This is a genomic window from Streptomyces sp. R818, assembly GCF_056172735.1.
The window spans coordinates 466293-479377 of record NZ_JAOCNE010000004.1 but is presented as its reverse complement, the minus strand read 5'-3'; the positions used below and the strand labels follow the sequence as shown (position 1 = coordinate 479377).

The following is a 13085-nucleotide window of genomic DNA, read 5'->3' as shown; positions in this document are numbered from 1 at the left end:
TACGGATTGAGGACGACGGCGTCGGCCTCACCGAGGCGGACGTGCACACCTTCCTCGCCACGATCGGCCGCAGCAGCAAGCGCGCCGAGCGGATCGCCGAGCAGCGCGCCGACTTCATCGGCCAGTTCGGCATCGGCCTGCTCTCGTGCTTCCTGGTGGCGGACGAGATCCACGTCGTCAGCCGCTCCGCCCGCACCCCCGGCGCGCCCGCCGTGGAGTGGCGGGGCCGCGGCGACGGCTCGTACAGCGTCCGTACGCTGCCCGCGTCGGCCCGGCCCCGGCCCGGCACGACGGTCACGCTGACGCCCCGCGCCGACGCCGCCGAGTGGACCCGCCCGGCTCAAGTGCACGCGCTGGCACGGCACTTCGGCTCGCTGCTCCGCCACCCGGTGACCTTCACCGACGGTACGAAGGGCGGTACGGCGGGTGGCACGGCCGCGCCCGTCAACCCGAGCCCGCCCCTTGGGCGCGGCAGTACCCCACACCCGGCGCACGGATGCGCGCGCTGGCCGCGTACGGCGAGGACGTCTTCGGCTTCACCCCGCTGGACACCATCGAGCTGGACCTCCCCGCCGTCGGGCTCAAGGGCGTCGCCTGCATCCTGCCCGAGGCCGTCCCCGCCGGGCGGCGCCACGGGCACCGCGTGCACGCCAAGGGCATGCTCCTGTCCGAGCAGGCCGAGGAGATCCTGCCCGAGTGGGCGTTCTTCGCCCGCTGCGTGGTCGACGCCGAGAGCCTGCGACCGACGGCGTCGCGCGAGTCGCTGTACGAGGACGACACCCTGGCCGCCGTCCGTGACGCGCTCGCCGAGCGGCTGCGGGCCTGGATCGCCAGGACGGCCGCGCAGGACCCGGACCTGCTCGGCCGCTTCCTCCAGGTCCACCACCTGGCCGTGAAGTCCCTCGCCGTGCACGACGACGAGATCCTGCGGATGCTGCTGCCCTGGCTGCCCTTCGAGACGACCGCGGGCCACGCCACCCTCGACGAGTTCGCCCGCACCCACCGCACGGTGCTCGTCACCGCCAGCGTGGAGGAGTTCCGGCATGTCGCCGCGATCGCCTCGGCCGCCGGGCTCGGTGTCGTCAACGGCGGCTACACCTACGACCGCGAACTCGTCCACCGGCTGCCCGAGATCAGGCCCGAGGTCACCGTCTCCGACCTCGACCCGGAGACCCTCACCGCCCACCTCGACCCCGTCGACCGCGAGACGGAGCTGGCCGCCGCGGCCTACCTCGCCCGCGCCCGCGACGCCCTCGCCGTCTTCGACTGCGACGTCGCGCTGCGCACCTTCCAGCCGGCCTCCGCGCCCGCCCTGCTCGTCGACAGCCGCGAGGCCCGGCACGAGCGCACCCGCTCCCGGCTCGCCCGCGAGCAGGAGGGCGGCGTGTGGGGCGACATCCTCGGCGCCCTGCGCCAGGAGGCGCCGCGCGCCCAGCTGATCCTCAACCAGCTCAACCCGCTGGTCCGCACCGCCGTCACCATCGAGGAGCCCGAGCTGGCCCGCACCAGCGCCGAAGCCCTCTACGGGCAGGCCGCGATGCTCTCCCGGCGCCCCCTGCGGCCCGCCGAGTCGAGCCTCATCAACCGCTCCTTCCTCGACCTCCTCGCCCACGCCCTCCGCAAGGACAGCTAAGGACCGCCGACGATGCCGACCATCACCCTCCCGCAGAACACCGACGAGCTGTACGAGGCGCTGCGCGCGAACGACCAGCGCCCCTACGGCCGCACCCGTACCGTCACCGCCGAGGAACTCGTCGACGCGGCCGAGCAGTTCGACGACACGACCGCGCTCGTGCGCGCACTCCTCGAACTCCAGGAGGCGTACACCTACGGCGCCGAGCCCCGTAAGTCACCCGTCGTCTTCGCCCGCCTGCTCAACCTCTTCGACGAGCGGCCCGACGTCTTCGACCACCGTCTGCAACACCTGCTCTTCTGGCGCTTCAAGTGGGTGGCCAACGCCCTGCTCGCGCTCCCCGAGGTCCCGCTGACCGGCCTGCGCCAGTGGCTCGGCGAGATGCGCGACCGCTACATAGCCGCCGGGCTCGACCTCCAGCCCTACTACGGCCAGGCGTACCAGCTCGCCGCACACCTCGGCGAGGACACCGCCCTCGCGTACGAGCTGTGGGCGGGCCGCACGCGCAGCCGGCTCAGCGACTGCGAGGCCTGCGAGATCTGCCAGCGCGCCCGGTTCCACCTCGCGGCGGGCGACGACGCGCGGGCCCTGCGCGTCTGGGAACCCGTCCTCCAGGGCAAGGACTCCTGCCAGGAGGAGCCCGCCCGCTCCATCTCGTACGCCCTGCTGCCGCTGGTGCGCACCGGCGCCGTCGACCGCGCCCGGGAGCTGCACCTCACCGGGTACCGGGCCTGCCGCCGCAACCCCTCGATGGCGCCCGAGGTCGGCCGCCACCTGGAGTTCTGCGCGCTGACCGGCAACGAGGCGCGCGGCCTGGAGCTGCTCGCGGAGAACCGGAACCTGTTCGAGGAGGTGGACTCGCCGCGCGACCAGCTCGACTTCCTCACCGGTGTCGAGGCCCTCCTCCACCGCGTCGACTCCCTCGGCCGCGGTGCGCTCCCGACCGCCGGGTACGCGGGCCGCGCCTGGACCGTGGCGGACCTGTACGCCGAGGTGCGGAGCCGCGCCGACGACCTCGCCGCCCGCTTCGACGCCCGCAACGGCACCACCGCGCACGCCGACCGCCGCCGCGCCCGCCTGGAGCTCGCCCCGCTCCTGGACTCGCTGCAGCTGACTCTGCGCACCCGCGCCCTCGACGACGTGGCCGAGCCGCTCGCCCCGGCTGCCGCCCCCAGCCCCCGGGTCGCGACGCCCGTACCCGAATCACTGCCCGAACTCATTCTGCGCGCACGGGAGTTGACGGAGCAGGGCCATCCGGACGCGGACGCGTGCTGGGAACGCCTGCGCACGCTCGTCGCCGCCCGCGACTACGTCCACCCCGACGCCGAGGAGGTGGGCACCCTCCTCCGCCTGCGCGCGGATCTGCTCAACGACGAGGCGGAGCGCGCCTGGACCATGGACGACCACGCCCTCGCCGCCGAACTGCACGAGGAGGCGGCCGGCCTCTACGAGGACGCGGGCCTGCCGGAGCGGGCGGCGCTCTGCCACGCCGGCGCCGCGGTGGCCACCGCCGGGCTTCCCCCGAAGAAGGACGGCGCCGACGAGGACGAGGGCGAGGCGGCCGCCGTCGCGGCGAAGGTGGCGGCACTGACCGGCGCCCACGCCACCGTCGTACGCCTCCAGGGAGAGACCGCCGGTCTGACGCCGCACATCGAGGCGCGACTGCTGCGCCTGCGGGCGACCGCGGCCGGGCTCCGCCTGCAGACGGCCCCCGGCAAGGAGCACGCCGCGGCCGCCGACGCCGAACTGGAGCAGCTGCTCACGTTCGCCGTCGGGCACGGCATCGCCACGCAGCGGTCGAGCGCCCTGCTGCTGCGGGCCAGCACCCACGCCATCATGGGCGACCTGGCCGCCTCGGTCACCGCCCTCGACGCCCTCCTCGACCTGCTGCGGACGGAGGGCCCCGCCTGGCATCTGCCCCGCACCCTCGGGCTGCGCGGGCGCGTACGACTCGGCATGAGGGACGCGCAGGCCGCCCACGCGGACCTCGCCGAGGCCCTCCGGCTCGCCGCCGACTGGCCCGCCCGCACGGTCGACCGGGGCGGCCTCCACGGCGACCTCGCGGAAGCCTGCATGCGCCTGGGCCGCCCCGAGGAGGCCCTGCGCCACCTGATCCGCGCGGCGGAGTCCCAGCTGCGCGAGGGCAGCCGGATCGACGGATTCTGCACGTTCGGCAACGCCGCACAGCTCAGCCTCGACCTCGGCAGGATCGAGGACTGCATCGCCCTCCTCGACTCCGTCCTCGCCGAACCGGACGTCAGCAGCGGCGAGCTGAACGACCGGCTCACCGCCCAACTGCGACTCACCCGCGCCCGCGCCCTGCACGCGGGCGGCGACCTCAAGGCGGCCACCGCGGAGAGCGTCACCCTCGCGGCCGAGTCGGCAAGCTGGGACGACGACCCCGGCAGCCACGCGATGATCGCCGCCGAGACCGCCATGCTCCTCGCCGAGTCCGGCGAGTTCGGCGCCGCGCGCGATGCCCTGGGCCAGGCCCTGGCCGCCCACGCCAAGGAGCCGGTCTACGAGTACGTCAGCAACGGCCTGCGCGAGGTCGCCCGGCTGCAGGCCCAGGAACAGGGCCCCGACGGCCTCGGCGACGCCCTCGCCCTCCTCGCCGACGCCGCCCGGGTCGCCGACGATGCCCGAGCGGCCGGCTACCAGGCCCATGGCCGCTCCCTCGACTCCGCCCTCGCCTACGAACACGGGCGCGTGCACGCCTACGTCGGCGCGTACGAGGACTCCCTGGCCGCCCTGGAGAAGACCCTGGCCCTGCTGGGGGAGCCGGGCCCCGAGGACGCCCACACCGAGGAATGGGCCGAGGCCATCCGCCTCACCGGTGCCGTCGAGGGCCTCTACCTGGAACGCCCGGCCCCGGCCCTCACCCGCCTCGACGCGGCGATCCGCCATCTCACCGCGCTGAACCGGACGGAGGAGTGCGGGCCGCTGACGGAGCTGGCGGGGCGGTTGCGGGATCAGTGAGTCACTGGCCGTCGTGCACGGCGCACGTCCGTCCGGTGTGTCTCACTCCGGGACGAGCACCGTGAGCCACTCCGCCTCGCGCGGCCGGTAGCCGTGGCGTCGCATCAAGCCCGACACCACCGCCGGGACGTGCCCGGCCCCGTACACGACGGCCACCCGGATCGGCTCGTCGGCGCGGTCCGCGTGTATCTCGCCCAGCGCGTCGAGCAGCCGCTCGTCGCGCCGGGTGGTGATCGCGCGTTCGACGGGGCTGTCGGCCAGCATCTCCGCGCGCAGCGTGGACGGCAGATCGTCGACCGCCAGGTCCTCGTCCAGGAACGCGCGCGGACCGCGTAGGGCGAAGACCATGCCGAGGACGGGGGCCGAGGCCATGAGCAGCATGTATGTCGAGCGAGGCAGGGCTTTCAGGTCCGCCATCGCCTCCTCCGCGGTCACGTCCGGGCGGACGACCGGTACGGATTCCGGGAGGAGCAGCGCGTCGCGCTGCTCCTGGAGGCCGTTGCGCCGGCGCCGCGGCGCGAAGCGGTAGGCGAGCGTCAGGGTGCTCACCGCGGCCGACTTGCCGCGGATCCCCTCCATGACGATGAGGTCGCACTTCGCGAGTCTCCTGCGCACCTGCGTGTAGAACGTCGGCGATGCCACGTGCAGCATCGGGAAGAGCACGAATGCGAGCGGTGTCTCTGGTCTTCTCATCGTGACCACGGCGGACCGGACCGCGTAGCCGGTGACCTCGATGATCTGCATCGTCCCGCGTCCCCCCGGTGCGCAATGGCGGTGCTTTCGGGCATTTTCACCGTTCGGTGTTCACCAGTCCAGGGTGCGAAGGCGGAAACGTGCACGCTCGCTGGTAGGGATAGAACGTTCGGTCTTGACAGGCGCGACCACGCTTGCCAGTCTGAGGGTACAGAACGTTCGTTCTTGCGGACCGCGGATCGCGGTTCGTGCCCGCCGAAAGGGATCACCGTGGCCACCACTCTCACCACCACCAGCGCCTCGCCCGGCGCCACCAGCACCGCCGCCGCTCTTCGCCGGCTGTACTTCGTCCGGTTCGGCTTCGCCATCGTGTGGGCGCTCGTGATGTTCACGATGGCCGACAGGATCAGCCCGGTCGCGGCCGTGCTCCTCACGCTGTACCCGCTGTTCGACGTGGGCGCGGCCGTCGTCGACGCGCGGGCTTCCCGGGCCGCCGCCTCACCCGCGGTGCTCTACGTGAACATGGCGGTCAGCCTCGCCGCGGCCGTCGGTGTCGCCGTCGCCTCCGCGTCCGGCATCCCGGCCGTCCTGCGCGTCTGGGGCGCCTGGGCCGTCCTGTCCGGCCTCGTCCAGCTCATCGTCGCCGTGCCGCGCCGCGCGATGGGCGGGCAGTGGCCGATGATCCTCAGCGGCGGCATCTCGGTCCTGGCCGGAGCCTCGTTCGTCGCGTCGGCCGGTGCCGACGAGCCCACCCTCACCAGTGCGATCGGCTACGCGGTCCCGGGCGGCGTCTTCTTCCTCATCTCGGCGCTGCGCCTGGGCCGGGCCGCCAAGGAGAGCCGATGATGACCTCGTCGCGTCGCGGCGCGTACCGTTGGGGTGTCGTCGCCGTCGGATCTCTGGTGGTTGCGATTGTGCTGACGGGGCCTCAGGCCAGCGCCGACAGTGCGCACTTGAGCGCTGCTTCCGCTCCGAGTCGTACGGGCGGCACGCTCGGCCCGTTGACCGGGCTCGTCATCGAGCGGCTTCGTGTGAGCGACGACGTGGCGGCGTCCAAGTACGGGACCGGCTCGCCCATCGAGGACCCGGTCAGGGAGGAACAGGTTCTGGCGCAGGTCCGTCAGCAGGCGGCCGGGGCCGGAGTGGACCCTGGCGCGGCGACGGACTTCTTCCGCGATCAGATCACCGCGAGCAAGGTTGTGCAGCGGGGCCTCCACGACCGCTGGGCCGCGCATCCCGACGAAGCCCCCTCCACGCGTCCCGATCTCGCCCGGATCCGGGAGCGGCTCGACGGACTGACCACCGCGCTGTTGCGGGAGCTGAAGGAGACCGAGCAGGTGCGCGAGCGGCCCGTCGGCTGTGCGGTGCGGCTCGCCCTGGCCGCCGCGACGGGTGCGGCGCGGGAGCGGCTCGACGAACTCCACCGTCGGGCGCTGCGCACGGCGACGGCGTCCGTCTGCTGATGAGCGGGGCCCACGCGGTCCCGGCGCCGACCGGGCCGGGATCAGGCGGCGGCGCGTGCCCGCAGGATTCCTTCCACGCCCTCCAGGAAGGTCTCGGAGACCAGGACGGGGTCGGAGAGGCAGCCGGAGGCCATCGCGCCGTCGCGGAGCATGACGAGATGGCGGCCCGCGGGCTCGGCCGGTGTCTCGCCGGTCCGCGCGAGCAGCTCCGTGACGGTGTCCAGGAACCACTGGCGGTGCGTCAGGACGGCCCGGTGCACGGGGTGGTCCCGGTCGGGGTACTCCGCCGCCGCGTTGAGGAAGGCGCAGCCCCTGAAGCCGGGGGACTGGATGCCCGCCGTGATGGTCCGGCAGACGGCCCGGATCTTGTCCGCCGCCGACTCCGCACCGGCCTGAGCGGCCTCGGCCTGCCGCCGCATCTCCCGGTCCGCCAGGTCGAGGTAGGCCAGGACGAGATCCTCCTTGCCCTTGAAGTGGCGGTAGAGCGTGGCCCGCGTGACCTGCGCCTCCGCGATGATCCGGTCGACGCCGACCGAGTGGATCCCCTCCGCGTAGAAGATCCGGGTGGCCGTGGTCAGCAGCCGCGTCCGCGCTTCCGAGGTGCCGGTCCCTTTTGTGCTCTGGGTCATGGGGCAAGGTTAGCGAAGGGTGAGGAGAACGGTCTGTATCGGAGGTGCCGTACGGCGCAGGGCGCCTTCGATGACAGCGCGGGCCAGCTCCGACTCAGGCCAGTGCCGACTCAGGCCACCGCCACCGCCACCTCCACCGCCCCCAACCGCTCCGGCTCCGCGATCACGTCGATCTTGGTGATCAGGCCGCTGTCGGGGTCGGTCGTGAAGGCGAGGAGCACGCGCAGGCGGCCGTGCGGGGCCATCGCCAGGCCGTAGGCGCCGTCCAGGAGGGCCGGGCCGGTGAACTGGGCGCGTCCCGTGGCGGCCATCGCGCCCTTGGCGACCGTGTGCGCGCCGAGGACGACGACCGGCTCCGGGCTGGGGATCACGGCCGGGTCGGCGGTCAGGACGACGTCCGGGTGGAGCAGGGCGACGAGCGCCTCGAAGTCGCCCGCGCGGGTCGCCGCCAGGAACGCGTTGACCGCCTGCTGTCGGCGGGACGAGTCCGGCGCGGCCGGGGAGGTGCCCCGGACCCGGCGCCGGGCGCGGCTGGCGAGCTGGCGCGCGGAGGCGGGGGTGCGCTCCAGGATCGCGGCGATCTCGTCGAAGGGGACCGCGAAGAGGTCGTGCAGGACGAAGGCGAGGCGTTCGTCGGGGGTGAGCGTGTCGAGTACGACGAGGAGCGCGATGCCCACCGCGTCGGCCGCCGCCACCTCCTGCTCGGGGGTGGGGCTGCCGTCCGGGCGGTCGCTGCCGTACGCGGTCCGCAAGTCCTCCTCTCGGCGCGCGGCGCGGGAGCGGAGGGCGTTCAGGCAGGTCCGGGTGGTGATGGTGGTCAGCCAGCCGCCGATGTTGCGCACCTCGCCGACATCGGCGGCCGCAGCGCGCAGCCAGGTCTCCTGCACCGCGTCCTCGGCCTCCGCGAGCGAGCCGAGCATGCGGTGGGCGACGGCCCGCAGGTGCGGGCGGTGCGCCTCGAAGACCTCGCCCCGCAGACCCGTCCCGAAGTTTTTCTCGTCCATCTGTCACATCCCCCCACAGCGGCGTGTCAGAGCAGCGGAACCACAACCCGTGCACCACCCGCACGCCACACGAACGATCAACTGAGGGGTCCATCATGACTGTTGACGCGACGATCCTGGTCACCGGCGGCACCGGAACGCTCGGCCGCCACGTGCTGCCGCTGCTGCGCGCGGCGGCGCCCGCTCGCCCGCTGCGGGTGCTGAGCCGCGGCGCGCACCCGGACGCCGAGGGGATCACGTACGTCACCGGTGACCTGGCGACCGGTGAGGGCGTCGCCGCCGCGCTGGCCGGGGTGGACACGGTGCTGCACCTGGCCGGTGGCGCCAAGGGCGACGACGTGGTCGCCGCGCGGCTGGTCGCGGCGGCTCGGGAGGCGGGGGTGCGGCACCTCGTGCACATCTCGGTGATCGGCGCGGACCGGATGCCGATGGCCTGGTTCGCGACGCAGCGCGCCGCGGAGGAGGCGATCACCGGTTCGGGGATTCCGTGGACGATGCTGCGGGCCGCCCAGTTCCACGACCTGGTGCACCAGATGGTCGCCAAGATGGCCAGGCTGCCGTTCGTCCCGGCGCCCGGGATGCGGCTTGAGCCGGTCGACGTCCGTGATGTCGCGCGGCGGCTGGTCGAGCTGACGCTCGGCGAACCGGCCGGTCTGGTCCCGGAGTTGGCGGGGCCGAAGGTGTACACGATGGACGACGTGGTCCGCTCGTACCTGACCGCCGCCGGGCGCCGGCGGCCGGTCCTCGGGATGCGGATGCCGGGCAAGGCCGGTCGCGCCTACCGCGAGGGCGTGAACCTCGCGTCGGCGCACGCCGTGCACGGCGACCGGACCTGGGAGTCGTTCCTGAGCGAACGGGCCGCGTGAACCTCCCGGGGGCGGGCGGAGTGGCTTCAGGGGGTGGTCGCCCGCGCGGGAGCGCGGGTCACCACATTCCGTCCTCGAACTCCTGCAGCGACAGGTTCCACTGCGAGTCCTCGTCGGCGAACGGCGTGGGGTCGAACTCTCCGACGACGCGTTTGAACCGCTCGCTCAGTTCTTCCGGTTCAGCCGTCTCGTTGTCGTGGTCGACCTCCAACTTGCGGAACTCGATGAGTGCGAAGAGGAAGGATTCGACGTCCCGGTGCAGCAGGATGTACCCCTCCTCGCCCTCGGGGAACGCGTACACCTTTCCGGACTTCGGGTCGAACGCGATGAGGGACGTGAACAGATTCCCCAGCATCCACCACGGGCGGCTCTCCGCGGGGCACGGGAATCCGTAATGGTCGAAGCGGCTGCCGAGTGCCACCGGGTCGAAGTCGGGGGAGTACGGGTCCTCCGGGGCGATGCGCGAGGAGAAGACGTCGGAGTGCGGCAGCCCCACCAGGCTGAGCAGGGTGCCTGATCTCGGCTCCACGTCCGCGTCTGCGTACTGCGGAAAGAAGACCACGTTTTCCAGACCGTAGGCTTCGGTCATTCCTGTCGGCGTCACGGAGAAGTTCACTGGCACATCCTACAACAGGGCTTATCGGTTCAGAGGTTGAGGATTTTCTTCAGATTGTTGACGTATGCGATGTGTTCCTTGTTCGTCGTCTTTCCGGCCTCGTCGTAGTAATCGGCCGCGTGCGTGACTCGCAGGTTGTCGCTGAAGTGATAGCTCAGCCATCGCGCGCAGACCGGGTTCTTCTGGCAGGGCTCGCGTGAGCTGAACACCTCCGTGAGACCGTCCTGCAGCCCGGCGTGGATCAGCGGGCGGCCGATCATTCGCTCGGAGTGCCCGAGCTTGTTGCTGTAGCCGACCAGCACGGACTCCCGGCCCTCCTGGTCGAAGTACCGGCCGGCGGCGTAGTTGGTGCCCTTGTCGTCGCCGCGGGACTTGCGCGCCGCGTGCGTGGCCTCGGCGAGGTCGTACCCGTAAGGGGAGACCTTCTGCGAGACGACGCGCTTCTTGTGCTCGCTGTCGGCGTGGAAGTCCGCCTTCTCCTTGTCGGTCTTCGGGATGTAGAACGTGTCGTCCGGCCTGGCGATGCCGTCGAGGCGCATCCGGTCGTGGTCGTCGAGCTTTCCCGTCGTGCCGTCCGGGTGCAGGCGCTGTATCGACCCGTCGGAATGCAGGAGATAGGTCCGCTGTTCCGCGTCGGCGCCGCTCTTCGCGTCGATCTTGTTGACTTTGTCCTTGACGTCGTGGTCCTTGTCCTTGTGGACCTTGGACGCCGCCTTGACCTGATCGGGAATGGTCTCGGTGATGTGTTTCGAGATTTTGACGAGGGCTTTCTCCGACCCGTTCAGCGCGCCGTGCAGAACGCTGTCGAAAGCTTGCGTGAACGGGTCCTTTCCCTTGCTCTTCCCGAAAGCGGTCTTGGCCTTCGTCAGATGCGTCGAGGCATTGAGGTGCAGTTCCTTGCCGTGTGTCGAGACCTTTCCGGCGCCGTCCTCGAACTCGACGTGGTCGATGTGCGTGACCTTCGTCCCGGAACCGCTGACGCCGCTGGCCGACGCGAGGTGCATGCCGCCGTGGCCGCCGCCCTTGCCGTCCCCGCCGCCGGTCTGCGTGCTGAACGCGCCCTCGGCGAGATCGAGGACCATGTCCTCCACCATCGCCTCCAGCTTGGCGTTGACCGGCTCGGTGATCTTGGCCAGGACCTCGTCGACGATCCGGTCCACGGCCTCGTCGATGATCCGCTTGACGAGCTGGCGCATCGCGGCGACCTCGGCGGCCCCGATCAGCGCCGAGAGCCCGCCCGTGACCACGGCCAGACCGGCCGAGATGCCCACCGAGGCGGCCATGACGCCCAGCTCGATCTCGGCCTTGGTCTTCATCCCGAAAACGATGTCCGCGAGCACGTCGCACGCGTCGGCGAAGAGCCGCGCTAGCTCCGGGACCTTCTCCAGATGGCTCGCCTTGATCTTGCCCCAGTGCTTCTCCATCGAGTCGACGGCCCAGCCCTCGGACGACGACAGGATGCGCGAGAACGCCTTGTGCGCGTCGCCGCCGTGCCCCTCGAACTTGTCGGCGAACTCCCGCATCGCCGTGGCCATTTCGCGGTAGTCGTCCTCGTCGACGTTCGGGAAGTTGATCCCGATGAAGTCCAGGACGTCGTCCAGCCAGCCCGGAATCGTGTAGCCCATCCCCCGTGCATCCCTTCCCCGTCGTGCTCGTGATGCCCACAGGAAACGGTAGCGACCGGCACTGACAGGGGGGAGAAGGCGCACGCCGGCTATGGCATGACTGTGACAACCCGCCCCGGGCAGGCGTGGGGACGAGTGTTCGACCCCCCGGATAAACTGCGCACCATGGTTCGAATGTCCCGAGGTGACGCGGCCCCCGGGATGTGGCGGCGGGAGACCGGCACCGTGGTGCGGCGGGCCGAGGCCGTGCCCTCGCGGAGCGCGCAGTCCGCCGGTGCCATCCTCGCGGGCTTCCGCATCGTGCGGGACCCCACCGAGTGGTCGCCGCACTCGCACCCCCTGCACGAGCTCGTCTGGGTACGCGGCGGAACGCTGACGTCCCGGGTCGGGAGCCGCGTGCTCACCGTGGTCGAGGGGCACGGCCTGTGGATGCCCGCCGGTGTGGTGCACGCGGGGCGGGCCACGGCGGGGGCGGAGTTCTCGGACGCCTTCTTCGCCCCGGAGCGCACGCCGATCGCGTTCGACGAGCCCAGGTCGATCGCGATGACACCGCTGCTGGAGTCGTTGCTGACCCACCTGGCCCGGACGGATCTGGACGCGGCGGCCAGGGCGCGCGCGGAGGCGGTCGTCTTCGACGTCATCGAGCCCTCGGAGCGCCAGTTCGCGCTGCAGTTCCCCGGGGACGACCGGATAGACGCCATCGCCGAGGCGCTGCTCGACGATCCCGGCGACCGCCGCTCCCTGGAGGAGTGGGCGCGCCGCCTCGGCACCAGCGACCGTACGATCACCCGCGCCTTCCGGAAGGCCACCGGGCTCTCCTTCGCACAGTGGCGCCAACTGCTCCGGGTGCACCGGGCGCTGCTGCTCCTGTCCGAGGGGTTCGACGTGACGACGATCTCCGAGGTGCTCGGCTACGCGCAGCCCAGCTCCTTCATCGCCGCGTTCCGGCGGGTGACGGGGACGACGCCGGGCGCCTTCTTCGCCGCATCGGCCGGCGCGTCGGATGCCGCGTCGGCCGCGTCGGACGCCGCGTCCGGGGATGTCCGGAATCCCGTATCGCGTGGCGAGAACTCCTGATTGTCGACCGGGCAAGCGGAATATAGCCTTCGTCGAGTTAGGTAACCCTTAGTTGTTGCGGGGTGCCACGCTCCTCACCCCTGCGATCGTCCGGACCCCCTCATGCTCACAAGCCCCTCGCCACAGGCGCTCAGCGGGCACGACCTCGTGCTGCGCCACGGCGGCAACCCCGTCGTCCACGGCGTCTCCATCGCCCTGGAACCCGGCCGCGCCACCGCCCTCGTAGGACCGAACGGCAGCGGGAAGTCCACGCTGCTCCGCGCGCTGTCCCGGCTGCACAAGGTGGACGGCGGCCGGGTCACCCTCGGCGCGCCCGGTGAGGCGTCCGCCAGGGACGCGGCCCTGCTCAGCCCCCGCCGGTTCGCCCGCGAGGTCACCCTCTTCTCGCAGTCGCGGCCCGCGCCCCAGGGGCTGACGGTCGCGGAGGTCGTCGCCTTCGGGCGCCACCCCTACCGGCGCGGCTTCGCCGGACCCACCGCCGGGGACCGGGTCGCCGTCGA

The 13085-nt window shown here is 72.1% G+C and carries 11 protein-coding genes and 1 pseudogene; 7 read left to right on the top strand and 5 right to left on the bottom strand.

Going from position 1 to position 13085, the window contains the following annotated elements; all coding sequences use genetic code 11:
* Nucleotides 1-1633, top strand: a pseudogene (locus N5I75_RS15080) (HSP90 family protein); the annotation flags it as partial.
* 12 nt (nucleotides 1634-1645) lie between these two features.
* Nucleotides 1646-4612, top strand: coding sequence for a hypothetical protein (locus N5I75_RS15075; RefSeq protein ID WP_476677742.1), 2967 nt, complete (start codon nucleotides 1646-1648; stop codon nucleotides 4610-4612).
* Nucleotides 4613-4654: 42 nt separating this feature from the next.
* On the opposite strand, the gene N5I75_RS15070 is transcribed toward N5I75_RS15075, so the two are convergent.
* On the bottom strand, nucleotides 4655-5356 hold the full coding sequence (locus N5I75_RS15070; RefSeq protein WP_476677740.1) for a hypothetical protein: 702 nt from the start codon (nucleotides 5354-5356) through the stop codon (nucleotides 4655-4657).
* A 219-nt stretch (nucleotides 5357-5575) separates the two neighbouring features.
* Between N5I75_RS15070 and N5I75_RS15065 the strand changes: the two genes are divergently transcribed.
* Both N5I75_RS15065 and N5I75_RS15060 read left to right on the top strand, forming a co-directional pair.
* On the top strand, nucleotides 5576-6151 hold the full coding sequence (locus N5I75_RS15065; protein WP_476677738.1) for a hypothetical protein: 576 nt from the start codon (nucleotides 5576-5578) through the stop codon (nucleotides 6149-6151).
* A 107-nt stretch (nucleotides 6152-6258) separates the two neighbouring features.
* The gene (locus N5I75_RS15060) at nucleotides 6259-6768 is read left to right on the top strand and encodes a chorismate mutase (protein ID WP_476677736.1); all 510 of its coding nucleotides are present in this window, start codon (nucleotides 6259-6261) and stop codon (nucleotides 6766-6768) included.
* Between the two features lie 41 nt (nucleotides 6769-6809).
* Here the strand turns inward: N5I75_RS15060 and N5I75_RS15055 are convergent, their stop codons facing one another.
* Together N5I75_RS15055 and N5I75_RS15050 are read right to left on the bottom strand one after the other, a co-directional pair.
* Nucleotides 6810-7397, bottom strand: a complete 588-nt coding sequence (locus tag N5I75_RS15055) for a TetR/AcrR family transcriptional regulator (protein WP_476677734.1) — start codon at nucleotides 7395-7397, stop codon at nucleotides 6810-6812.
* Nucleotides 7398-7507: 110 nt separating this feature from the next.
* Nucleotides 7508-8401 (bottom strand): sigma-70 family RNA polymerase sigma factor, encoded by an 894-nt coding sequence (locus tag N5I75_RS15050; protein WP_476677733.1) that lies wholly within the window; start codon nucleotides 8399-8401, stop codon nucleotides 7508-7510.
* 95 nt (nucleotides 8402-8496) lie between these two features.
* Here N5I75_RS15050 and N5I75_RS15045 point away from each other — a divergent pair, with 95 nt between their 5' ends.
* Entirely contained in the window at nucleotides 8497-9267 is a 771-nt protein-coding gene (locus tag N5I75_RS15045; protein ID WP_476677731.1) for an SDR family oxidoreductase, read from the top strand.
* A gap of 58 nt (nucleotides 9268-9325) precedes the next feature.
* Here the strand turns inward: N5I75_RS15045 and N5I75_RS15040 are convergent, their stop codons facing one another.
* Together N5I75_RS15040 and N5I75_RS15035 are read right to left on the bottom strand one after the other, a co-directional pair.
* Nucleotides 9326-9856, bottom strand: coding sequence for an SUKH-4 family immunity protein (locus tag N5I75_RS15040; RefSeq protein WP_476677729.1), 531 nt, complete (start codon nucleotides 9854-9856; stop codon nucleotides 9326-9328).
* Nucleotides 9857-9912: 56 nt separating this feature from the next.
* Nucleotides 9913-11508 (bottom strand): nucleic acid/nucleotide deaminase domain-containing protein, encoded by a 1596-nt coding sequence (locus N5I75_RS15035; RefSeq protein WP_476677727.1) that lies wholly within the window; start codon nucleotides 11506-11508, stop codon nucleotides 9913-9915.
* A gap of 165 nt (nucleotides 11509-11673) precedes the next feature.
* On the opposite strand from N5I75_RS15035, the gene N5I75_RS15030 reads away from it, so the two are divergent.
* Together N5I75_RS15030 and N5I75_RS15025 are read left to right on the top strand one after the other, a co-directional pair.
* On the top strand, nucleotides 11674-12585 hold the full coding sequence (locus N5I75_RS15030) for a helix-turn-helix domain-containing protein (RefSeq protein WP_476677725.1): 912 nt from the start codon (nucleotides 11674-11676) through the stop codon (nucleotides 12583-12585).
* 102 nt (nucleotides 12586-12687) lie between these two features.
* Nucleotides 12688-13085: ATP-binding cassette domain-containing protein (locus N5I75_RS15025; protein ID WP_476677723.1), on the top strand; the 398-nt coding region annotated here is incomplete at its 3' end.